Below are 22,815 nucleotides of genomic sequence, written 5' to 3'. Positions count from 1 at the left end.
GTTCTGCCCCCTAGATTAATTGATTGTATACATTCGATTTTACGTTATTCCATCTCTTTTCCGCTTCTTGAACAGCCTTTTTATAGCTTTCATGTTCTTCTTTATACTGCTTTATCATTACATGTTGTTGTTCTATTTCGAGCCGCGGTATTTCCATCTCCATAATATCTGAATGATTAATATTCATGATGGTGGTCCCACGTTGAAAGCTCTTGATCATTGCCAATCCAATTGGACTTTCTAAGAATATCTTAATATAATCCCCCTGCATGGTCGCTTTTGTTCTTATGACAATTAGGTTTGCAGATGCGATAATGGTCTTTTCTTGCTTGTGGAATACGGCTGTTTTGATGGCTGTTCCTCTACAGGAAAGCACTACATCTCCCTCTTCCAACTCATATCGCTTTACTTTTCTTTCTTCTTCCTCAATGGTATCCATACCTGTATAGTTAATTTCACCATTTTCAATGTTGGATATATTGAGAACGCCTACACTGCCCACAGTAGTGTCCTTTTTCAAAATAGATTTTCCACGAAACACTTCAGCTACTTCTTTTAGTTTGACCTTGTCTAGATTAGAATTCTTAAATTTTTGAATATTGTCATCATCATCTGACAACAATAACTCAATGCGCCAATCTTCATGGGCTAAAAAATCGCTCTTTGGCAAAGTCTTAGGTTCTTTTACTTCAAATCGATCCTTTATGACTTCCATTGTACCCACTTCTATACTTTCATTTGAGTCCTTGGCGATTGTAAACAAGTAGGTCTTAATGGACGTTGTTGGCCTAAAGGTGCCCTCTGGTAGTATGTAAATGTTCTTCACCTGAAAATACCGTACAATGTATGCTCTAAGATTCTCGTAGCCTTGGGCAGCAAAGGTTATTTTCGCGGGAATAATGATATCCAGTACACCATCTTCATTTAAGTGCCCTAGCATACTTTCCATGGCAATCCCGTCACTGTCCTTTGTCATAAAACCCTTTCCAATTTCATCTGGTTTGTATCCAAAGGCTGGTAAAGAATAAATATAGTCGAATTTTGTATCCAATAGGCACTCTGTATAAATAGACTCAAATACCACATTGACGTTTGGATACTCACCAAAAACCTGATTTAAGAATTTATTCATGAGATTATGCTGTGTGGTTAAAGTGATTTGGCAATTCTTGAATTCATCTACAAATTCTTGTAATCCAGCGAGGTGTTTTTCAGCCTCAGTAATCAAAATGGTATGTGGCTCCACTCTCTTCACACGTTCACGGATATAGGTTGTCAGATAGTGCGGTGAGACTACTACACCAAGTCTGTCATTCTTGTATATGGCTAATGCAAAATCATTTATTTCAATTGCTTTCAGTGCATCAAAGATTTCTAGAAAGTCATCTCGATCTGCTGGAAAAAATCCAAGGGTTTCTTCAGTTGAATTTTTCATAAGCTGAAATAACGTTTCTTTATCTGTTTTTAGATTTGGCTGATCTCCAAGTGCTCTTAATGTCATTTTAACTCTCAGCATTTCATTTAGGAGTTGATCCCTGGAAGTAATTTGCCTTTGGTATAATTCATTTAAGGCTATTTCAATATTGTTGCTCACTGTCCCCCTCCTTTCTATATCTTTCAATGCTCATATTATAACTTATTATATTTTAGTATGCAAATACTAAAATATAATAAGTTATAATCCGTGAAGTCCTATAGATCCATTGAATTCCTCCAGAATAATAAAATGCCCACCTTGATACGCATTGTTAAGAGGCGTGGTGAGATCTGTTGCCATAACAATATATGAATCGTACGATACGGTCAATTTCATAATAAACCATACAAATTTCCCCGAAAATTCGGTACCTTTTGGAAAGTCAGCTCTGATTCTAAATAATCATATGAAAAAATATATTGTCCGTTTTGATCTGCTTTTACCAGTTCACTCACAAAAGGACCGAAGAAATCAAGAAGGATCGTATCAGAAAACCGAAGAAAATTCAGCATGTTCTGTTCCTTTGCGGTTATTAACGCATATTGATAAACTTCTTCCAAATCAAGCAGATAAATGCCGCTCAGCCTATCCACAATAGAATCAAGGCATTCTTTGAAATGCGATCTCTTTCTTTTGCCTGCAGCAGCAAAGGGAATGCTTGTAACCAAATATATCGGGTTGCCGGAAACCCGAATACTGTTAACAAGATTAGGTAAGCCATATGCCGCTTCCCCACCAAGAAAACAAATAATGATTACTGCAGCACATGATGATTCTTTTACTAATTCAACAATTGGATCATTTAACTTTGCCATTCCACCTTTGGCATGTGTCGTTCCGCCATCCAGACCTTCAAAGCTACTCTTCTCCCTGTAATTAAATTTATGGTTTGCGCGGACCGAGTTTAATCCAGAATCATTATTTAAGAAAAAAACCTTAACCCAATCATTGCTATCGGGAAGCCGATTAAAGCATGACCTTGCGCTGCTCCCGACTCCAATCAGCAATAATCTCATTCTATGTCCTCCCATGGTACCAAGGCTCTTTCATAACACCGCATACTCATTCCCATGCAAAAAATAAAGCCCCATTTCTTTCACCCTCAACCCCAACGCTCTTTCCAACTCTTCCCGATAGGCCCCCACCTGCGGCTTATAAAATTCCACAAATGCCACCTGCTGCCCTTCTTCATACACATCCGTCTTAAAATCAACTAGCACCCAGCCGTCCTCTTCTTCAAAAAGGAAGTCAATAACGCCTTTTAAATACACCGTCTTTGCTGTGGAACCTATAATGAACTCTTCTTCAAACAGCTCGATGTCCGTCCTCACCGTACGCAACGTCAACTCATGAATCCGCCGCTTCGCCGCTAACGCACGTATCCACAACGGATGATTTACAACATCATCCAGCATCTTATGAACATCTGGAATCAGCGCTTCATCCATACCCTCTTCTTCAGCGATCATCCTGATGTGCAGCTCCATCTGCTCGGATTTCGTGCCAGTCCCAAGTAGTTCAATGCAGCGATGAACCACGCTGCCGAACGCCATGCCTCTGCCCGCAAGCGGACGAGGTGGCTGAACGGCTCCGGACTTCGCCAGTTTCGTTACCGAAGTCGTCTGATACGTCGGCTGTGTCAGCCGACTTCGCCACTCACGGCCCGTCACTTCATCTTGCACTTCGTCGTGCAGAACTTCATAACGCGAAGGCACCTCAGACATAACCTCAGGATCCTCCAGCTCTCTATCTTCCTGAATCCCACTATAGAAGCTGCTCCATGGATCGATCGCCGGTTTGTCCGGATATCGGCTAATGATCATAAGCTGCTTGGCGCGGGTAGCGGCGACATATAACAGCCTTTCCTTCTCCGCATTCATGTACAATCGTTCCCGCTCAGCGAGTTCTTCCCAACCTGGAGGATGAGCAATCACATCCTCTTGATATCCTCTTCGCCGCGTAATGCTGAAATATCCGCGTGCGGAATCCCCCGTCCGATCCACGTGCTCTGCGGCATCATGATCGGACTCTCCGCATGGACAAGCCAGGATAACCACAGGTGCTTCAAGCCCTTTGGCCTTATGAAGGTTCATGATGCGAACAGCATCCTGCTCACCTGCGAACAGATCTCCGCACTCCAGCTTCGCTTCTTTTACGACCCGCATTAGATACGAACTCAGTTCCGGCCAGCTTGCTGCGACCGAACTTTCCTTGTGCAGCAGATGCAGGAGCTTGATCAATGTGCCGGCACGCGCCCGGCCGGTCTGACGAAGGGCTGCGAGGGGAATCATCCCCAAATCCTCTATGATATATAACAGTGCAGATAATGCCGGCATCTTACGAATCATATCCGCATATTCAGCAAGTCGTACCAGCGCTTCATATATCGGCAGCGCTATTGTCCCGACTTCTGCCTGATTAGGTAGAATAGTATAAGTGATTGGGAACCCCTCCATTTTATAATGGAAGAGTGCATTATCGCTGACACTGAATAACATCCCCTTCAGCACAGCTAACAGGGACATCGGATCTCCAGGGTCATTAAGACAACTTGCCAGCATAGCAAGCGCATCGATCTCTTCGTATATCACCGAGCTTCCAGCCGTAACAGAGGGTACTCCATACTGCTCCAGCTTTGCAGCGTACAGGTGCAGAAAATCTTTTCGTTTCAGCAGTACCAGGAAATCACTTGGAGTTGCATCCCTTACAAGGAAACCACCGTTACTTCCCGGCTGCTTCTCCTGAATCTTCAATTGACCACTGCAAGCCCAGGCAATATAACGAGCAGCCCGCTCTGCATCTGCTTCGGCAATCGCCGTCTGACCTCCGGCCATTTTCGCATGAGTCATCGTGTAGACTCCCTGCTGTACACCATTCTCCGGGTTAGCCGTTCGTGTATCCATATGTACAAAAGCCGCCTGATGTTCAGATTCAGCCTCTGGAAACCGGTCACTAAATTCATCATTCGTGAATTGTCCAAGCCGGTGGACGGAGCGAAAATTCGCACTTAACTGCAGGACCTCACCACAGGCACTGATCTTGTTTTTGACCCAATTATAGGTTGAAATATCTGCGCGCCGGAACCGGTAAATCGATTGTTTCGGATCTCCAACAATAAATAAAGAACCTGGTTTGGGAGTGATCCTTCTCCAATCCGCTTCCCTTGGGTCATCTCCTGTTAGCAGAAACATAAGTTCTGCCTGAATAGGGTCGGTGTCCTGGAATTCATCTACGAACAGGCGTGTATAACGGGCAGAAAAAAAACGCCGTACATGCTCATGCTCACGGAGTAAAGCCGTCGCCCGCATCAGCAGATCCTGAAAGTCCAGAACGCCTAGTTCGTTTCGCTTGTGGGCACCATAAGCAACAGCCGGTCTGACAAAATCAATCAACTGCGGATATAGATGCTCTCGCCATGCACCAAGAAAGGGAAACAAAACTCGGCTTTGCCACTCCAAGAACCTCACTTTGTATTCCTTAGCCATCGTACTATCTGTCCACCTATTTAAGGTAACATTGATCTTTCTTTCAAACATCAGTGCGAGCTGCAGTATTTGCATATCATCATCAAGTCCGTGTAGTATAAGCATTCTCTTTCCATCTCGAACCATTGTCTGCAGCGCATCCCAGCCTTGTGCTGGTTTCTGTGTCGGAATGTAACGCCCAGCTTCTGCTATCATCTGCGGTAGAGATAAGCGAATAAGGTCAAAGTCAGGTCTAGGAGAGGCAACCGTCTCAATGTGTACATCGGTATAGCCGCATACCCGTTTATATACCTGGCGCAGATCCTCCACGTTTACTTGCAAGGACGCAAGGTCCGCCATCCCTTCTTCCTTACCGTTCTCGATCAAGCTCACCAGATACTCATCCCAGCATTGGTCCTGCAATAAGTTAGCTTCATCTTCTTCAATCTCACGGAACATGGGATCCAGTCTCGCCTCAATCGGTCTCTCCCTAATCAGTCTGCCGCAAAAAGAATGAATCGTGCCAATGTAGCAGCGATCAATCTCCTGTAAAGCCCGCTGCAGCAGAGCCTTCTGCGGCTCAATCGCCTTACGGATCCGCCGCTCCAGCTCCAGTCTGAACCTGCTTTTCAGCTCATCCGCTGCTTTCCGCGTGAAAGTAATGGCTGCAATCTGCTCAGCCACGGCGCTCCCTGACTCAATCAGAGCAATCATTCGGCCAACGAGTGATGTCGTCTTTCCAGATCCTGCCCCTGCTTCCACCATCAATGTCCGGTCTAGTATCTCTGCAATTCGCTCTCTGGCCGTCTGATCATCAACCAAAACGCTCGACCTCCTTGATATGGTGAAGCAATGGAGTGTTGGGTTCTAAATTCCATTTTTCCTTCGTACGTTCTGATTCATTCTTGCACACTACTCCATAATCACAATAGGAACATCGTTTCAGCTCTGTAGTTGCGGGAAATGTTCCTGACTCCATCGAAGCTAATAAATGTCCCACTAACTCCGAAAGCTCAGCCGTCTTAGTTTGAACCCGGGATACCTCATCGCCTTTGCCTCGTTCCGTTGGGAAGTAATAGGCTGACTCTACAACACGCGCCTCCGTATCCATACCGGTATGCTTAAGCCACTGTTCAACCGCAACCGCATACAACGCATGCTGCAGTTGCGTCCCCTGTGAGAAATACTCATTCTCGTCATACTTCGCCGGACTGCCTGTTTTGTAATCATAAATTTTGTACAAGTGTGGCTCGATCTCATCAACCCTGTCCACAAATCCCTTCATTCTGATCACCATACCATTATCCAGCCTGACGCTCATGGGTTGTCCGCCTAATGTCAATTCGAGCTCAAAAAAACGTGGCCGTCCCTGAGCTTTCTGCTCCATCTGATAAAAAATGGCGACATCACGTCGCAGCGAATTGCATTCTTTATGAAAGATATGTGGAGTTGGCGGTGGCACCATCGCTTCATACTCACGGATGACCTGCTCTGTGATTTCCTGAAGCCTGTGTTCATCATGCTTAAGCCTATTCTCATTTATAGAACCTGCGGACATTTCTTTCAGATAGTGGTAAAAGATACTGTGAAGCAAGCTGCCTCTGCTAGCCGCATCCAGCCATTTGGAACGATCGAATTCAGCAGTTTCCTTTGCCCTGAGCTTCAGTACTTGAAAAAAGAAAAACCTCTTTGGGCATTCCGCATATCGTTCGAGCTGCGTCACACTAAGATACATCTCAGGATTATTTAGATATCGAACCGCAAAGGTGTCCGTCGAGAGCATTCCTTCATATTCTGATAGGGCTTCTTCGCTAATTCGCATCTCTGCTTGTTCTAATTTAGCAGCAAATGGAAAGGATTGGCGTAGGGAGGGAAGTCCATCTTTCAGTTCCCCCTCAGTGTGGAACCGTCCAAGCCAGCGATCCGTCCCATCCAACAAATGCTCTCCATTCGGGTCAATCGACATATATCCAACCGGTTTACCCAGTACCTGTTCTAGTCCAGTCAGATCCATCTGGGGATCGTCCGTCACTATTCTAGCAGCCTGTAATAACGCAAAGGCCGGAATGATTTCCTTCTGCTCTGCCGGATCATAGCTGGAATAGCCCAGCGTAACTTGTCCTGACAGCAATCCTAATCGGGTCTCACGTTCACGAATAATATGCTCAGTCCGCTCAGTAGATAAGAGTAACCCCTTTAGACTCCTGCGTTCCATATCCAGTAATACAGGATCCTGCCGGAGCTGTAAGGACCAAGCCTCATTACTCATGCCCAAGATGTACGTCTGATTTCTTCTCGATATGCCGCCATCTTGAAGAGAAGAGATATGCAGCTTTCCGCAAGATGGTCCGCTTCCAAAGATACGAATACCCTCTACCATTTCTTTTACATAACGCAGCGCGGTCTCGCTGGACAACGTACGAGGAGAGACAACCTCCAGCAGCTTCATTTGATCAATCAGTTCAGTGATAACGAGTGAGTCAGCCTCACTGGACGGAACGGTGTGCTTATCAAGAAAATTTATCAATGCGTGCAAAATAACCATAGGAGTCCACATTACTTGACGCGTATCAGGCACTTTTTGAAACAATCCTTTAAACGCCAGATCTAACAACCTGGTCGCTTCATAGTGTTTACCCTTTAACTCAGCATTGCCTGCGGCCTCTAACATGGAATACCGCTGTCTTCCCCAGCCAATTCCGCTTTGCTCCAAAGCGAGTATGAGATCAGCCTGATCCACGGATTCTCCAATATGATGAAATGATATATAATCGTGCCGAAGAGCCTTAAGTAAGCACTCTACATCGTAGTTGCATTCCAGCCATTCGAGATAAACCAGCGCAGCCTTTCCGACCTTGGTATAAGTGACGGGCAGACCTTGGGAAAATGTACAAGGAATATCGAGAGCTTGGCTGAGCGTATATATCGTTGAACAATAAGTCTCATAATTAGAAACAACGATTTCTGCTTGATCGAAAGAATCAACTTGATTGCAGATACGTCGGAATGCTTCACGAACCTCAGCTAAGATTCCTGTGGTATGGTACAGCTGAACAGCAACATGATCACCATTCTGCAGGGATAACGGGAAAGTTCCAGTTTGCGGAAGAATGAGCAGTCTATCTCCAGCGATGCATCTCAGCATTTCTTTCTCCACAGAAGAGAACCGCTCCAAATCTCTAAGGATGAAGAGATGGTTATTCGCGGTTGTATCAGCTTCCGGTATGTATTCAAGCAGTCCTACAAAATCTATAAAGTGATTGTACTCCAGCCACTGTTCATATAAAGCGAGTAGCTCAGTAATATAGAGACCTTTTTGCTCATGTTCAAAAACAGAAATAGAAAGCCCTGAAGCGCAAATCCCCGCCCCTCGGAGTTCCTCAATCGCGTGGTGAAAGCTTTGAACGATACCTGGGGTAATCATCTCAGCTGGTATATATTTATCTTGACGCTCTGCCATATCAACCATAAGATTCTGGACAGCCCAGAATGTCTGTTTACTATTTACTAGACGAAGCCCTCGTTTCACCAGTTCTGGTTTGGTCCGTTTCACAACAAGTGACCTTAACGTCTCTGTTTCCACACCTAAAAGAGGGCCGTGTTCCTTCGTTATCCGATTCAGCCACTGCTCACCCTGATCATTATGATCCACAAGGAGGATCTTTCTACGAAAGGGATCGTTATTGCATATTTCATACAAATCCGCAAACCAATTATGGTTCAAGAGACCCACATCCTTCCTAGCTTGTATATTTCGAGGAATCATGATCAGTTCCTGCTTAGCTGAGCCATTGTATAACTTTCAATCAACACCGATCATCAGAAGCTTTCCAACAGTTTTTCAATACTTCTCAATTTTCCATTACTTAAATTCCCATAATACTCCGTGTGTTTCTTTACCGCTTTTAGGGCGATCTTAAGTTGGTCGGCACCATAGTCTTTGTTAATATTTTCTAAATAGTGCCGAGTCGCTTCAGTATTAATAGTTCTTGTATATTTATCCCCACTCATCATTGCATAAAACGCCCCGACATAATCCCCAGCACTTCCGCGACGCATTCCAATTTGACGAGAAAGATTATTAACAGCCGTTGTCTTAACTATTTGTTTATGAAACACAAACACCTGTTTCGCATAACCGTAGCTAGCTTGAATCATCCCTTTAGTTATTATCATCCTATGTCCCACCTCCATTTGAATCGAACTTTATTTATACATCTCGGTCCACTCAGCCAGCTGAACTTTTATTGTTTGCCGCACAGAAGCAGGCTCTAATATTTCAGCGGCTGGCCCATACTGCAGAATCCAGCGGATAAACTCTTTTTCGTTATTTACAGTCACCTCAAAAATCATACTCCCATCTTTGTTGTCTGTCATTCGAGGATGAACGAACAGTTCTTCCTCCCTTATGTACCTGGCAACCTGAGCATTAAACCGTACTTTAAAGGTTATATTTTTCTCACCTTGTTCAATTGACCACGTGTTCTTGAGATACTTTTTGATATTAAAATCACTCTTGTCGAACATCTCAGCCGTAGAATCCACTTTGAGGAAACGACTGATTCGAAACGTCCGAATGTCCTGCTTGGTATGGCAGAAACCGATTAAATAGAAGCGCTGATCACGAGGCACGAGGTAGTACGGATCAATCTTGCGCTCGGTAGTCTCGTTCCGATACTGGGTATGATATGTGGTTTCAATTGTCTTCTGTTCTAAAATCGCTTGAATAATAGGCTGTAGATAATTGGGGCTTTCTTTACGGTAAGCTGGTGTACCCATCTGAATAATATTGGTGATGTCCTCGATGATACTGTTTTGCTTGGATTTTTCCTTGTGATGTGTGGACATGACTTTATCGTAAGCCGTATGAAATCCGGGAGGCAGTTTGTCCTCGTCCACCATTGAAGGTAACAGGGAGAATACTAAAGCTTCTTGTTCTGAAAAGTTAAGAGGATACATAAAAAAATTACCCATAAACCGGTAGCCCGTTCCTTTGCCTGTATTCGTTATAGGAGTGATGGCATCTAGTAAGCGCAAATCTCGATAAATCGTCCGTATGTCTACATCACATTTAAAAGCTAAATCCGATGCAGAAATACCTGGATTCGCCTGAATCGCATTAATGATATTGAATAGACGTATAAGTTTTTCGACCATGATTAGTCTCCTCACAATAATAATCCCAATGATATCTATCCACTGCTTTACTGCAGCGTTCACTCTATAGCCTACTGAAAAGCTCTTTTAATCATTATACCTAATCATTAACGCCATAACTTGTCAGGGAACGTACGTTTGTTAATTTATTCCTTTAATTTGGCTGTTCAAAAAACACTTAATCAATTCGCATCCAATAAATAGAAACGCTTTTACAAACATTGCGTCTAATTACCATCAAGCTTAAAGGAGCGGAAAATATGAGAATTACTTGCTTCCACGGGGACCACGGTAATATGGGATATATTTATCTTACAACACCAAAAACTGAGTACAATGACGCATATTGGAGTAGAAACGAAATAAGCCAATATGTCAGTAAGGAAAAACTATCTATTCCTTATGTAACCGACTTAGATGTAACCCCAACGCTCATTCAAATGCCTGTTAGCGAGAATACCTTCAAAGCGGATTATGGTAAATCTTATGATACAGAATATGGTAACGATATGAATAAACTAGGCTATATTATGGGTATTGAATTAACCTTGGCTAAAAATACCTTTGTTGATCTTGTAAGCACTCAGGCTATTAAAGTAATTCGAACCGAATGGAGAGGCCATGAGTTCCATTTGGTTACTTTTGATCATTTAGAGAATGTGCTTCATCCTGAGAATGTCCTTTATAAATTGACCGATGCAGAGGATGCATTTGTTATTGTACAACTTAGAAAAGCTGAAGATCTTGGAATCCGCTATTCAAATGACTCAGAGATCCAGCCCATCGCCTTATTCAAAGGATTACTGTCTGCCCGCGAAGACGTCTATCCAGTTGAATACATGATTAAACCTGAATTTTTCATGCACCGAGATTAAAATTCATGTTGAATGTGGATTAACTTACATGGATGCCCTATCGGTGGTTCTATCACATGTGCCTTGGTCGATATAAAAAACCCGAATCCTCCTCGCTAGTACGTGGAATGGAATCAGGTTTGTAAGGTTCAACTGATTATGATTAGGTATGACTCAAGTGAAATGTTGATACTTCAATATGAGTTGACATCAAGCCCTTATTTATTTTATAGTCTAAATTATAGGCAGTGTTTTGGTATAATTTTCTGCTGAATTCTTAATAGTTCAACTGTTAATGAATATAAGTCTCTGGCCATGCGGCGAAAGGGATCCGAATTTCCACAGGTAACTGTGGTATTCTGGATCCCTTTTTTGTTTTTCCGATGCACTTTTGAAAGAGGTAATGTTATGGCACTTGTTACGCCTAAGCGAATCACATGTATTAAGGGTGAATATTTTCAGCATAACATTCAGTCGGCGATTAAGACCATTGCAAAAGCAAAATTAATAGAGACGCAAAGTTCAATAACTAAACAGGCTTTGAAACGTTAACTGAACTCGTTCTTTTCCTTAACGTATCCGGAGTCTCATCTATTGCTTTAGACTTCAAAAGATCGATTGCTGACCAAAGTGATTTTTTATGATTGTATCCAAAATTAACTTTGATTTCGACGGGTTGCACATTTGCCATTTCCTCACCTCTGTTATAACTTTTTGAAATTTAAACATACCCAATTTGAGGAGGTTTCCTGATGGATCAAGATTCAAAAAACGTGATTAATGATTTAATGAACAGTAGCTTCGTAGCAGAAAACGAATTGTGGAAAGGAACAGAATTATTTCTGTGGAATGCTTCTTCTACAGAAATAATTACAAATGGAATAAAAAGTCCTCACGATGATCATCCTATAACTAACGCCGTTTGGGACGTTAGTAAGAGCAAAGTGAGGAACACTATGGATACGCTATTTAATTATGACTACAACGATTCTATTGATGCCTCCCATTCTAAAAGAAGCATCTCTGGTTGGTTATGGCAAAACAGAGTTCAGCCAAATATCAAATTGGACACAGTGAAAATATTTTTGAAACGGATTCAGACATCAAAGGAACCGATCAAACTTTATAATTATTACACCGTAGCGTTGGAATTCCAAAACCGAATCTCTACATATATTAAAAAACCGGTATGGCATCTGAATGATTTAGACATTACAGAACAGAGCTTTCAACATTGTTTGAAATATGTCGATTCGGAAATAAGAAAGTCTTTCTTTTGTCAGATCGCGAAGTTGTTTTTTCCAAACAAGAAGTTTAGTGTAGTCAAAATCAATACTAAAACTAGACCTAAACTAAATGAACTTAATCTACATCCATTTTTAATTAAATTCAATGACGAACTTGAATCGGAAGGTTATACACAAGGCCATGCCAAGGAAACAAATCGAAATGTGATGCAATTTTTAAATTGGCTTGTTGATAATTATGAATATTTCGATGAAATAGAGCCATCATTCCGGTGATAAGTGAGCCAGTCCTCTGGGAAAAGTGAGCCACCTCTCCGGTGGTGGGAGCCACCAGTAATCGGTAGCTCCCGTAAAAGTAGGAATGGTTAGTTGATAAGTCCTTTGCGCTTACGCATGGAGTCCATGCCTTCGATTGTGATCGTGTAGGATGAATGTACGATTCGGTCGAGAATAGCATCTGCCAATGTGCTTTCACCAATTTTTCCATGCCAGCCGGCAGGAGCGAACTGTGAGCAGAATAGGGTGGACCCGTTTTGATGGCGTGCCTCTACAATTTCAAGTAGATCCCTGGCCTCGCTTTCTTTTAGCGAAACAAGCAGCCATTCATCCAGGATCAACAAAGGAACCTTCTTATAACTTTTCATCACCCTTTGGAAGATCCCCTCCCCTCGTGCGACTGCCAGCTCATTTAACAGTTCGGGCAAGCGTATATATTTGACCGGGTAGAAGTTCCTACAGGCGGCAATGCCGAAGGCACAAGCCAGATAGGTTTTACCTGCACCTGACGCACCCATAATGATGATATTGAGTTTGTCATGGATGTACGTGCCGGTTGCCAAGCGAAGGATCTGTGTCCGGTCCAGTTTGCGATCGGCGTGATATTCAACGTCTTCAATGTACGCGTTGCTTTGTTGAAAGTCTGCCTTGCGGATTAACGTGGTCAGCCGATTGTTCTTTCTTCTAGACCATTCCGTGTCAACCAGGAGTCCAAAACGCTCTTCAAACGAAAGGGCTTGAAAGTTTGGATCCAACAATTGATTTTGATAGGCGTCCGCCATAGTGGAAAGGCGCATTTCGTGTAGTTTGCGTAGGGTCGGTTCATGCACCATGGGTTAACCCCTCCCGTAATAATCTGCGCCGCGGATGAAGCCATGGCTTTCAGAAGGGGATGAGGGTTCTTGTGTTTCTGGCTGCGCTTCAAGCCGATCCTGTCCGGTGGTTAGAATCGTTTAAGCTAGGCCTTGGCGTGTAGGACAATGCCCTGGCGCAGGCTGCTTCAAGGCGAATAACGCCATGTTTGTCGGCAAGCTTGAGAAGGGCCATACAGCTTCTGTAGCCCTGCTGCTCTACCTTATGGGAGTTGAGGATCGCTTGGACCGCAACAGCAGTATGCGTGCCAACACTTTGTGCCCAAGAGATAAAGCGGTTCGCATTCCATTGGATGAATTTTTTATGGCTCTCCGGCATGTGATCTTCCACCGTGCTGTACTGCCCCGGCTTTCCATGAAGGCGCGGGTGGGAGCATACTCAGTTATTCTGGTAGAAGACTTCAATCACGCCCCTCGTCATTCGTACATCTACGCGATGCTTAATATATTCATAGGGGATAGAGTAGTGCATTTTCTCAACGCTTATATGATAATTGAATTGGACAGTGGCGGTCTTCCAGGTCGCCAACTCATAGGGGGTAGCAGGCAAGGAGAGTAAGAACGGTTTTTCTTCCGTCATAAAGACACTGTGCCTGCTCCCTTCTTTTTTCTGAAAGGGCTTTGCATTTAAGGCATCGAGTTTCTCCCGGATGGCTAGATTTAGTTCAGCAACACTGAAACACTGTTGTTTACGTAGCGCCGCTAGAATCCATGTGGAGGCTACACCAACGGCTCCCTCCACATTCGGCTTGTCCTTTGGTTTACGGACACGTGCAGGAATGACGGCGGTGTTGTAGTGCTCAGCCATCTCATGATAGATCTTATTGATCACTGGGGAGTGCCCGGATGCTTTTTCTACTCCCGTCTTCAGATTGTCCGGAATGAGTACACGAGTGGATCCACCAAAGAATTGATACATATGGATATGGGCGGTAATCCAGCTCTCCTGATCTTGCGAAGCAAAGGCTTCCACATAAGCATACTGGCTGTAGGCCAGCACGCCAACAAAAACATACATGGTCATGATCTCGCCTGTCTCACGGTCGATGATGGACGCGGTTTGCCCTGCCCAATCCACTTCAAGCTGTTCGCCTGGCTTACGCTGGATACGCATGGTTGCGTTCGATTTCATGGTGTACTGCTGATAGTGGTGGCAGAATTGCGAATACATGAGCGGAATCTCTTGGCTCGCTCGGCAGTTCTCGCAATACTCATTCCAAAGCAAACTAAGCGTTACCCCGCTTTTAGCCATCTCCTTGTGGATGTACGCGTAATCCGGATGCTTGCGGGTCGGAGCCTGGGTCGCCTCAGCAAACAGCCGCTGGCGAAACTCACCATCCGTTAGATCTTTCTTTAACGGCCAGACAATCCCAAGTTCTCCTGCTCGTTGAATGATTTTGGAGACGGTGTTGCGCGAGCAGGCGCAACTGAGGGCGATGTTACGTTGGCTAATCCCTTGGCTATGAAGCCGAAAGATTTCACGATATGGGGTCATGGTATGACCTCCTCACGAATGATTTGCGCTATCTTTCAACAACGCATAAAAATCATTCTAGCAGGAGTTCCATGCAATGGCTCTCTCTTCCGGAAGGGTGGCTCAAAAACGCCGGAGAGGTGGCTCTCACTCACCGGAACGATGGCTCAATTTGCTCCGGAGTATTCAAATTACGCTAGTTTTAATGAAATTTCAGCGAATGGGATACCAGTTTGGTTAATTGAAAGAGACCATATTATAGAATTTGAGAACTACCTAAAACGTTGCCATTTAAAAGGCCTTTATAGCGAGATAACTGTCAGCAATAAATTCTACTGTGTTATCTCTTTCTTTAAGTACCTGTATAACACCAGAATTATTCCAAAGAATATCGGATCAATTAGAGGAATTACCGCAGAGAGGTACATACATCGAGATATTCCCAGTGATGATCAATTGTCAAATTTCTTCAATACTATAGCTAGTTACTCTGATGAACCAGAGTTTGATATGGCGTTCTTTGGATCGCTTCTTCATCTCGGACTGCGTTTCTGCGAAGCCGGGCGACTTATTTGGGATGATATTAATTTCCAAGCAAGGATAATAAAAATCCGTGGTAAAGGTAAAGTTGGAAAACCTGTACCTTTACACTTACCGAAAAAACTTTATCAATATTTTGAATATTTGCATAAAATTAGCTCTCGTGAAGGGTCTGTTTTTAAGGGAACCCGCCCTGAAAAAGTTTTCTATAAAAAGATGTTAGATAAATACAGGTTATACGCGATGATTTCCGGATGGAATTTCCCTGGAGGTCTTCATTTGTTCAGGCATACATTTATTACAAAACTTAGCCTCAGAAAAAAAGTTCATCCGCAATTGGTCAAACGTTTAGCTCGACATGACAGACTTGAGACTACATCAAAATATTTGCATAGACAAGATCAAGAGCTCAATGATGCAATGCACAAAATCGATTCTATATGGAGATGAATTTATGTTCAAAGTAGAAGGCCTATCACCTGTTACTAATCTAATGGCCCAATTGCAAAAACTTGCTGCGACCAACAGTCATGATAATATGAAGCAAGCTTTGGAAAAAAGCAATCTTATTTTCGTAGAGGAGCCTAAAAAACCGAAAGATATAACGTTTGGAGAAGCTGTTCATTGGTACTTACAAAGTTCTGAATTTGCACGAAAGAGCGAAGCAACTCAAAAAACGTATCGCTCTGAATTGAACCAGTTTGTTTCATTTATTAATTCGCTACCTGAAGCTCCATATCTATTTTCATTTGAAAACAATCCTAAAGTTTTACTGGATTATCTTAAGCCAGTTAAAACTCAAAATACCAGATTTAAAAAGTCTTCTTTTTTAAGAGACTTTTTCACTGTTACATTTACACGTTTTTTCGAGATAGATATTAAAAAAATCAAGGAAACCTTGGTGCTTAAGGTTGAGTTTGATGAAGATCTTCCAAAAGCTTTTACGAAGGAACAAGTTGAGGAAATTATAAACTTGTCGCGCCTAACCAACGATGGTTTTAGAAACTTTGTCATCCTATGGACGTTTCTTGGGAGTGGTATTCGCCTTAACGAGTTAACCCAACTACAAATCAAGGATATTTGCTACAACTCACAGAACATAGAAGTGCGTGTAAAAGGAAAAAAACTTCAAAAAGTTCCTCGAAGGATTACAGCTACATCATTAGAACTACTTAGAAAATATGTAGGCTTTAAATATGGCGCACTTAAAAGCCATCCTAAATACACTGATTTGTATGTTTTTTCAACTGACAAAGGAGTTAATCCAATTAGTGATAGTGCAGTTCAAAAGATCTTAGATGGATTAATTACTGAGGCGCAGAGCATTTCTAAAGAAGAGAAAGAGCGTTTGTCTGTTCACTCTTTACGACATTCTTTCGCACTGTTCGCTTTAGAGGGAGGCGTTGATATTGTTAGTATTTCAAAATTTCTCGGGCATAGATCACTAAAAACAACAACCATTTATCTGGAGCTCTTTAACAGCATGCTTTTGGAGGCAATCGAAAAACATCCTTTTGCTCGTTCGTTAGCAGCCAATTTATTTGATTGAGGTGGAGACAAATGATACTCTTTGGAGTCGTATTCGACTCGACTTATTTTAAAACTTGGAGTGAACACTCTGGCTTAAAAAAGCCAGCATGCCTAGTAACTATAAAGGTTCTCACTACACTTCAAGAATTTCTAATTGAGAACGGTTTTGAAGGTATTCTGGATTTTGATCGATTTACATATTATGTTAAATCAAATGATTTTGAACCGATTAATAAATCGTTCATTGATCAATTTATTCAATATCTTGTATCATCCAATCCAGGGCTTTCAAACAAAACAATTTACAATAAAATCAGTTCATTGAAGAGCTTTTTCAACTTTCTTGATAGAGTAAACATGATAAGTCACAACCCGATGGCCCATTATACAAACAAATATTATGAACGAAATATAAATATTAATTTTTTGACTGAAGTTGAGTGTAAAGCGCTCCTGAAAGCAGCTCTTCTGGAAGACCCTTTTTCCAAATATTATTATCTGTTATTTTGGACAGCTATTACAACCGGGCTAAGAAACAATGAACTATGTTGCTTTTCATTTGAGCAGATCAACTTTCAAAATAACATGGTGATCGTTAACAAAGGTCAAAAAACAAACGCCAAGGGAATCGCTATTCCTCGATTCCTAACAAATGAACTGAAACACTTCAAACATTACAAGGAGACTATTGAAAAAGATTTTAGTCCAAATGTATTCTCTAGGAATAATCGGAAACTCTCGAATAAACAATTAGTTTCTATAGTTAGGACCATCTCTGAAAAAGCTGAAATTGATAGAAAAGTCATTCCCCATGACTTAAGAAGAACTACAGGATTCTTAATGCTTAAAAGTGGTGCGAACTTGAGGGCAATTCAGCAACAATTAAGACACGAGCTGTTAGGAACTACGCTGGAATATCTATCGATTTCGGATAGTTTGATTTTGGATGAGGAGTAAGAAAAAATACCCTGCCAAGTTAAATTGGATAGGGCATTCATATTGTGACATTTAAATTTCATTTGAAGTTAAGTGTCTCCACGCCATCTTGATGTGAGATTCTTTAAATACTTTCTTCTTACGATCATTCCATGCTTTAAAATGGTCAATTGCACGATCCTCACTAGCCTGGGCATCCGGATTATGTTTAATTACCCAATCGGTTGTAGCTAATAATTCAAGTCCATACGGTGTTTCGTAGCCTTCAATTATTTTTTTTGTATTCTCAAGTCTTTCCTCAGAGGTGGCATCTTCGATCGAGTTTAAGTAAGCTTCCGCCTCCTTAATAACTTCAGGTAATAAATAGATCTGAGCATCTCTGTTACGATCTCCATAGCCTCTTATGAAATGCCCTTCAAGTCGCTGAAGAACATGATTTAGATTGTCTGCATATGGACCATATTGGGCACTTACAAATCTTAGCTTTAAATCTTCGCCTGACTCTTGTAGAAAATAGGCGAGCTTTTGAATCTCCAACATAGACAATTTGTATCCCGGGGCAGCATACAAGTTCATTAGCATTATAAGAAGAGCTCTAGCCCGTGTTAATTTTGGTTTTTCAGTTCCTACGCGCATTTTATCCGGCTCCGGACTACCCTCGGGAGGATAAACCATAAATAAGACATCCGGCACCTCTTGAGCTGATGCTTCTATTAAGGGTTTTACTTGACTCCAGTTCAATCCACCATTACCGCAACCTAAAGGTGGGACAGCAACTGACTTGATTCCGTACTCTTTAATAGTGTCTATAAAATCGATAAGCCCTGACTTTATATCCTCAATTTTGGACTTTTCCTTCCAATGCCGTTTGGTTGGAAAGTTAATTATATACTGAGGATTGAGCATGTATCCTGTAGGGACCACATACATTTTCCCAGGCATGACTGCATTGTTTTTACATGCTTTTGCATATTCCTTAAAATTACTGGGAAAGGCTTGTTTAAATTGTAAGGCTATCCCCTTCCCCATAACCCCGACACAATTCACTGTATTTACCAGCGCTTCTGCCTCAGCTTCTAACAAGTTTCCTTTTTTATATTCAATCACATTCTCACCACCTTAATAATACCAATCTCTGCGTACTTTGACGGGAATATAAACTTCTTTTTCCTGAATGATCTTTGATGTTTGATCATGAATACTACCATTGATTACACCGATTTCAAGTATGCTGGCGAGTGGGAAATACTCGAAGGCTAAGAACTCAGCCTGCCGTTTTCGCTTCCTATCCGGATAATCTGTAGTATCATTCCAATATCGAGAGTTCATTATGCCCCAGTCAATTTGATCTAAATCCTCAGTGTCATTATAGAATTCAGAATAATTAATGATTGCATGTCCATCAGTGAATACGAATGGGATTTGATCAGAGATAACTTGCTGTATAGTAGATACAAGATAAATAATCTGACTTTGTCCCTCTTGATATTGCGGGACATTTCCTTGCTTAATTGTGTACAACATAGGAGATCGCGGCGCAAAATAAAAAGGAACATAGTCATGTAAATTACCATATGGAGGTAAAGGTACTTGCTTCTCCGAACGTCTCGACTGGATTTGCTCAAAAGCAATATTAACAAACGAGCTTCCATCCCTCTGTAACTTATTAATGCTGATGAGTCCATTATTGTCCAGTATCGAGTGTAGATTTTCAACGCTCGTAATATGATAAATTAATGTTGGATTCGGGACCATTATGCTACACTCCATGTCAAATTCACGTTTTAAAGTTAATTCGACAAAAGATCGGGTTTTCCTCTTAATCAATGATATAATTCAATCATCAAGAAAATAAGAATATACGTTCGCTTCATCGCAATTATACTCAATTTTATCAATTAAGTCAAAAGACATGTATTACCTACTTTGCTCCAATTTAAACGGTGAATTCCTAATCAAAATCATCGACTCCTATAGAAAAAACGTAAAAGTATACTTTTCCCCACTAACATCATCTAATTTTCACTGATCCTAATTCATGAAAAAAAGCCACATACTCTGATGTGACTTCATAAATAAACCTAAAATTAATAGCGCCACTATTGTAATTAGAATATCATTCTCAATACAACGGGCAGCAAAAGTGGCCAGCTTCGTCCCTTTGTTGGGGCGGTAGCTTTCAATAGCCTTTTCTTGAGGTTATGGACACGATACGATGTAAATGAGTATTAATTAGAATAAACCTTCGACCACTTCATCGAACATCAAACAGTGAGACAGCAAAAGACTGATGATCAGCATCTGCTAATATGGACATAGCACTCGCTGACCTAAGCGATTTAACTCTTAATGATTATGCGCTTTAGGTATCAGCTTAATGTGCCTCTCTGTTTCTCTTGTCCCTGTCAATCCACAAGCAAGCCTGCTCACCGTAGAGACTGAATTATTTCTGCTATCAGACCGTGTAATCGACAAGGCGGTTCAGCGAGTCATTCCCATATTCCGATTTTTGTGGTGGTAACTGAGGGTTCTGTGCATGGGCTGTTCAGTTGGCTTTTGATATATGGGGATAATATTATAGTTTTTTATGTGCGTACACTTAAATCGGAGAAATAGCTATCGTGAAAATACGACAATAAAGTTTATTTGAATGAACCGATTCAGTCCATTCGGCACTGGGTGGGGGAGCTTAATAGGGACAAAAAGAAACCACATGGAGGTTTGCTCACATGTGGCTCACGATTAGCAGAAGGATAATCTTTTCTTTTCTGATGTTAAAAATGTATCAATTTTAAAAAGCAATCGGTTGATATTATCCTCTTTCGTGTGTAATAAAACATTATAACCATCTTTAGGCTCGTTGTAGTATATCAGTTCCTCCATATCCTCAGGATAATTAAAGGTACTATACACTTCTGCAAATTTCTCAAAGAGCAAATTATAATCCTGTGTTTCATTGCGGATGTTTTGTAAGATACAGTACCTCCATTTTTGCTCTTCAATATTAGGAATATTTGTAATACCATTTTCAATTAGGAATTTTTCTATAAGAAGGAAAACTTCTTCATAATTCTTCTTTTCCCATGCAAGTTCTAACAAGAATTCACTTTCCACTTCAGGATTCTCAGAAATATACTTCACTGCATAATCATCAACCTGCTCAACTGATAAGAAATTGAGTTTTAATCCAGCCAATAAAGTAGACCAACTAAATGGAATTGAAAATTGCTCAAAAAATTCAAAATTGTACACTGTATTCACCTCTTTGGAAATGCATTTGGCTTACCCGTTATTTCCACACCTTCAATAAATCTTCTATGAGTTACTCCTTTTAATGGGTCGGGGTCAACGATCCACTCAAAAATACCTTCTTTTCCATTAAGTGAACCTTTTACTTGATAAAGTTGTCTTATGACTTTATCATTGCCCACTAAATCAAATTCTTGCGCCCAAGTAGCATAATTATCAATAATGTCATTAAAAGCATGTTGAGCATCTAACTTCAAAGCACTGCCCGTACGGACGCTTTCAAGTACTGGGTTATTTATCTCGACAACTCTAGCCTCGCCTTTAAAAACAACCTTAATCCACTGCCCTGCTTTTTGGATTAGGCTTACTCCTGCTTTTTCAGCTGTCTGACCGACTTTTAGAGCTGTCGCTTCAGCCGCTGATATCGGGATAAATTGAATGAATATTCCTCCCGCATCTAAAAACTGTTTAGCGGTCCATGACTTTCCGCTGTAATTATTCACATAATCACTAATTGCTCCGCCTGTATAATAATCAACAGCTGTAAAAACCCCTTCTCCAGCTTTTACCCAACGGGCGATTGCGGTACCGGGAAAACGACGACGATAAGGCGACTTTCCGAGGAACTGGACGAGGCGAAATTCAAGCTGCTCTACCTGTCCGATTCGAAGCTGACGCCGCGTCACTTCTACAAAGGGCTGTTGGAGCAGCTTGGATGTGAGTCGAAGTTTTACCGGGGGGATGCGAAACGGCAGTTGCACCGGGAGATTGAGCTCATGCGTGGGATTCACCGGTTGCAGCCGGTCGTGGTGGTTGACGAGGCGCATTTGCTGGACCGAGAGATGCTGGAGGAACTGCGCTTTCTACTGAACATGAAAATGGATTCACAAAGTCCCATGGCTCTGATTCTGGTAGGGCAAAGCGAGCTGTGGGACCGATTGGGGCTGCAAGCGTACGCGGCGATTCGCCAGCGGATTGATATGCAGTGCTACCTTCCGCATATGGACCGGGCGGAGATTGGCGCGTATGTAGACAGGCATCTGAGCGCTGCGGGTGCGGAGCATGAACTGTTTACGGAGGCGGCGGTGGATGAAATCTACCGTTTTTCCAGCGGAGCCGCCCGGCTGGTGAACAAGCTGTGCACCCACGCTCTAATCTACGGCGCACAGAACAAGCACCGGATTGTGGACGACCATATGGTCAAGCGCGTGATCCAGGGAGAATTGTCATGATTCTCCCTGTTTTTCTATCTGGCTGCGGACACATTGGCCGTCACCAGCAGGACAATTTACACCGTCAATCTCTGGACATTATGGTTTAGCAGTAACACTATTCGAGCATTTATGTGCGTACAAAGGAAACGAGGAAATTCTTGTAGTGGTATTACATGGGTTACGTGTGTTATTGGTTGAATGATGGATTCATTCGACACCCTCTCCACCAAAAAAAGAAACCTTGAAGACATTTAGCCAACAAGGTTAATATCTGTTAGTTTTCAAACTTGCATCTTAATATCTCTTCTGCAATTACCTTGCACTCTTCAATGGATTTGGTAAATTCTTTTCCAAAACTATTCTTAAATATACTAAACACCTCTTTAGATAGTGTTTCAACTGATACTGAATCCAAAGCGGCATACTGAATTCGTTTGGATTCAGTATGATATTCATCCTGCAACAAAGGGTGTATTTCAATTGGATTCCAATTGTTGATTATTTTGATAATTTTATTATCCATAT

Annotated in this window: 20 protein-coding genes and 1 pseudogene; 6 read left to right on the top strand and 15 right to left on the bottom strand. The window is 42.0% G+C overall.

Annotated features, from left to right (window positions below; all coding sequences use genetic code 11):
- Nucleotides 1-10 precede the first annotated feature (10 nt).
- The 7 genes from PaeBR_RS06490 to PaeBR_RS06460 all read right to left on the bottom strand — a co-directional run bounded on the left by PaeBR_RS06490 (nucleotide 11) and on the right by PaeBR_RS06460 (nucleotide 10,098).
- Complete coding sequence (locus tag PaeBR_RS06490; protein ID WP_410514046.1) at nucleotides 11-1,594, bottom strand: restriction endonuclease subunit S; 1,584 nt, start codon at nucleotides 1,592-1,594, stop codon at nucleotides 11-13.
- Between the two features lie 81 nt (nucleotides 1,595-1,675).
- Nucleotides 1,676-1,813, bottom strand: coding sequence for a hypothetical protein (locus PaeBR_RS06485; protein ID WP_410514045.1), 138 nt, complete (start codon nucleotides 1,811-1,813; stop codon nucleotides 1,676-1,678).
- Complete coding sequence (locus tag PaeBR_RS06480) at nucleotides 1,810-2,493, bottom strand: hypothetical protein (RefSeq protein WP_410514044.1); 684 nt, start codon at nucleotides 2,491-2,493, stop codon at nucleotides 1,810-1,812. Before PaeBR_RS06480 ends, PaeBR_RS06485 begins: the two co-directional genes overlap by 4 nt.
- Before the next feature lie 30 nt (nucleotides 2,494-2,523).
- Nucleotides 2,524-5,763, bottom strand: a complete 3,240-nt coding sequence (locus PaeBR_RS06475) for a UvrD-helicase domain-containing protein (RefSeq protein ID WP_410514043.1) — start codon at nucleotides 5,761-5,763, stop codon at nucleotides 2,524-2,526.
- Nucleotides 5,756-8,665 carry a PD-(D/E)XK nuclease family protein gene (locus PaeBR_RS06470; protein ID WP_410514042.1) on the bottom strand — a complete coding sequence of 970 codons (2,910 nt, stop codon included), beginning with the start codon at nucleotides 8,663-8,665 and terminating at the stop codon, nucleotides 5,756-5,758. Before PaeBR_RS06470 ends, PaeBR_RS06475 begins: the two co-directional genes overlap by 8 nt.
- A gap of 95 nt (nucleotides 8,666-8,760) precedes the next feature.
- Complete coding sequence (locus tag PaeBR_RS06465; RefSeq protein WP_410514041.1) at nucleotides 8,761-9,117, bottom strand: hypothetical protein; 357 nt, start codon at nucleotides 9,115-9,117, stop codon at nucleotides 8,761-8,763.
- 30 nt (nucleotides 9,118-9,147) lie between these two features.
- On the bottom strand, nucleotides 9,148-10,098 hold the full coding sequence (locus PaeBR_RS06460; RefSeq protein ID WP_410514040.1) for a helix-turn-helix transcriptional regulator: 951 nt from the start codon (nucleotides 10,096-10,098) through the stop codon (nucleotides 9,148-9,150).
- 260 nt (nucleotides 10,099-10,358) lie between these two features.
- Between PaeBR_RS06460 and PaeBR_RS06455 the strand changes: the two genes are divergently transcribed.
- Nucleotides 10,359-10,973: a hypothetical protein gene (locus PaeBR_RS06455; RefSeq protein WP_410514039.1), complete on the top strand. Its 615-nt coding sequence runs from the start codon at nucleotides 10,359-10,361 to the stop codon at nucleotides 10,971-10,973.
- A gap of 731 nt (nucleotides 10,974-11,704) precedes the next feature.
- Nucleotides 11,705-12,475, top strand: a complete 771-nt coding sequence (locus PaeBR_RS06450) for a hypothetical protein (protein WP_410514038.1) — start codon at nucleotides 11,705-11,707, stop codon at nucleotides 12,473-12,475.
- Nucleotides 12,476-12,564: 89 nt separating this feature from the next.
- Here the strand turns inward: PaeBR_RS06450 and istB are convergent, their stop codons facing one another.
- From istB to istA, 3 genes are all read right to left on the bottom strand, one after another.
- Nucleotides 12,565-13,308: an IS21-like element helper ATPase IstB gene (istB, locus tag PaeBR_RS06445; protein WP_410514037.1), complete on the bottom strand. Its 744-nt coding sequence runs from the start codon at nucleotides 13,306-13,308 to the stop codon at nucleotides 12,565-12,567.
- 88 nt (nucleotides 13,309-13,396) lie between these two features.
- Complete coding sequence (locus PaeBR_RS06440) at nucleotides 13,397-13,678, bottom strand: hypothetical protein (RefSeq protein WP_410514036.1); 282 nt, start codon at nucleotides 13,676-13,678, stop codon at nucleotides 13,397-13,399.
- A gap of 48 nt (nucleotides 13,679-13,726) precedes the next feature.
- On the bottom strand, nucleotides 13,727-14,842 hold the full coding sequence (istA, locus tag PaeBR_RS06435) for an IS21 family transposase (protein ID WP_410514035.1): 1,116 nt from the start codon (nucleotides 14,840-14,842) through the stop codon (nucleotides 13,727-13,729).
- On the opposite strand from istA, the gene PaeBR_RS06430 reads away from it, so the two are divergent.
- The 3 genes from PaeBR_RS06430 to PaeBR_RS06420 are packed head-to-tail and all read left to right on the top strand — an operon-like array spanning nucleotide 14,810 to nucleotide 17,848.
- On the top strand, nucleotides 14,810-15,811 hold the full coding sequence (locus PaeBR_RS06430) for a tyrosine-type recombinase/integrase (protein WP_410514034.1): 1,002 nt from the start codon (nucleotides 14,810-14,812) through the stop codon (nucleotides 15,809-15,811). The genes istA and PaeBR_RS06430 overlap by 33 nt on opposite strands.
- Nucleotides 15,812-15,815: 4 nt before the next feature.
- Complete coding sequence (locus PaeBR_RS06425; RefSeq protein ID WP_410514033.1) at nucleotides 15,816-16,910, top strand: tyrosine-type recombinase/integrase; 1,095 nt, start codon at nucleotides 15,816-15,818, stop codon at nucleotides 16,908-16,910.
- Between the two features lie 11 nt (nucleotides 16,911-16,921).
- Nucleotides 16,922-17,848, top strand: coding sequence for a tyrosine-type recombinase/integrase (locus PaeBR_RS06420; protein WP_410514032.1), 927 nt, complete (start codon nucleotides 16,922-16,924; stop codon nucleotides 17,846-17,848).
- 51 nt (nucleotides 17,849-17,899) lie between these two features.
- Here the strand turns inward: PaeBR_RS06420 and PaeBR_RS06415 are convergent, their stop codons facing one another.
- From PaeBR_RS06415 to PaeBR_RS06400, 4 genes and pseudogenes are all read right to left on the bottom strand, one after another.
- Nucleotides 17,900-18,934 carry a macro domain-containing protein gene (locus PaeBR_RS06415; RefSeq protein ID WP_410514031.1) on the bottom strand — a complete coding sequence of 345 codons (1,035 nt, stop codon included), beginning with the start codon at nucleotides 18,932-18,934 and terminating at the stop codon, nucleotides 17,900-17,902.
- 12 nt (nucleotides 18,935-18,946) lie between these two features.
- Nucleotides 18,947-19,582: a DUF4433 domain-containing protein gene (locus PaeBR_RS06410; RefSeq protein WP_410514030.1), complete on the bottom strand. Its 636-nt coding sequence runs from the start codon at nucleotides 19,580-19,582 to the stop codon at nucleotides 18,947-18,949.
- A gap of 336 nt (nucleotides 19,583-19,918) precedes the next feature.
- Nucleotides 19,919-20,017, bottom strand: a pseudogene (locus tag PaeBR_RS06405) (RNA polymerase subunit sigma-70); the annotation flags it as partial.
- Nucleotides 20,018-20,569: 552 nt separating this feature from the next.
- Complete coding sequence (locus tag PaeBR_RS06400; RefSeq protein ID WP_410514029.1) at nucleotides 20,570-21,079, bottom strand: DUF2247 family protein; 510 nt, start codon at nucleotides 21,077-21,079, stop codon at nucleotides 20,570-20,572.
- A 491-nt stretch (nucleotides 21,080-21,570) separates the two neighbouring features.
- On the opposite strand from PaeBR_RS06400, the gene PaeBR_RS06395 reads away from it, so the two are divergent.
- The gene (locus PaeBR_RS06395; RefSeq protein WP_410515096.1) at nucleotides 21,571-22,308 is read left to right on the top strand and encodes an ExeA family protein; all 738 of its coding nucleotides are present in this window, start codon (nucleotides 21,571-21,573) and stop codon (nucleotides 22,306-22,308) included.
- A gap of 256 nt (nucleotides 22,309-22,564) precedes the next feature.
- Here PaeBR_RS06395 and PaeBR_RS06390 read toward each other — a convergent pair whose 3' ends face one another.
- Nucleotides 22,565-22,813 (bottom strand): DUF1871 family protein, encoded by a 249-nt coding sequence (locus PaeBR_RS06390; RefSeq protein WP_410514028.1) that lies wholly within the window; start codon nucleotides 22,811-22,813, stop codon nucleotides 22,565-22,567.
- Between the last annotated feature and the right edge of the window lie 2 nt (nucleotides 22,814-22,815).

Origin of the sequence: Paenibacillus sp. BR2-3 (assembly GCF_046529485.1) — a bacterium.
Lineage (GTDB): Bacteria > Bacillota > Bacilli > Paenibacillales > Paenibacillaceae > Paenibacillus_AQ.
The sequence above is the reverse complement of the archived record's forward strand: the minus strand, read 5'-3'. Positions and strand labels throughout refer to the sequence as shown.

Excerpts from the sequence above, each read along its gene's own strand:
- PaeBR_RS06485 (WP_410514045.1), bottom strand. The coding sequence starts at position 1,813 with ATGAAATTGACCGTATCGTACGATTCATATATTGTTATGGCAACAGAT.
- PaeBR_RS06480 (WP_410514044.1), bottom strand. The coding sequence starts at position 2,493 with ATGAGATTATTGCTGATTGGAGTCGGGAGCAGCGCAAGGTCATGCTTT.
- PaeBR_RS06465 (WP_410514041.1), bottom strand. The coding sequence starts at position 9,117 with ATGATAATAACTAAAGGGATGATTCAAGCTAGCTACGGTTATGCGAAA.
- PaeBR_RS06460 (WP_410514040.1), bottom strand. The coding sequence starts at position 10,098 with ATGGTCGAAAAACTTATACGTCTATTCAATATCATTAATGCGATTCAG.
- PaeBR_RS06455 (WP_410514039.1), top strand. The coding sequence starts at position 10,359 with ATGAGAATTACTTGCTTCCACGGGGACCACGGTAATATGGGATATATT.
- PaeBR_RS06450 (WP_410514038.1), top strand. The coding sequence starts at position 11,705 with ATGGATCAAGATTCAAAAAACGTGATTAATGATTTAATGAACAGTAGC.
- istB (WP_410514037.1), bottom strand. The coding sequence starts at position 13,308 with ATGGTGCATGAACCGACCCTACGCAAACTACACGAAATGCGCCTTTCC.
- PaeBR_RS06430 (WP_410514034.1), top strand. The coding sequence starts at position 14,810 with ATGAAGCCGAAAGATTTCACGATATGGGGTCATGGTATGACCTCCTCA.
- istA (WP_410514035.1), bottom strand. The coding sequence starts at position 14,842 with ATGACCCCATATCGTGAAATCTTTCGGCTTCATAGCCAAGGGATTAGC.
- PaeBR_RS06425 (WP_410514033.1), top strand. The coding sequence starts at position 15,816 with ATGTTCAAAGTAGAAGGCCTATCACCTGTTACTAATCTAATGGCCCAA.
- PaeBR_RS06420 (WP_410514032.1), top strand. The coding sequence starts at position 16,922 with ATGATACTCTTTGGAGTCGTATTCGACTCGACTTATTTTAAAACTTGG.
- PaeBR_RS06410 (WP_410514030.1), bottom strand. The coding sequence starts at position 19,582 with ATGGTCCCGAATCCAACATTAATTTATCATATTACGAGCGTTGAAAAT.
- PaeBR_RS06390 (WP_410514028.1), bottom strand. The coding sequence starts at position 22,813 with ATGGATAATAAAATTATCAAAATAATCAACAATTGGAATCCAATTGAA.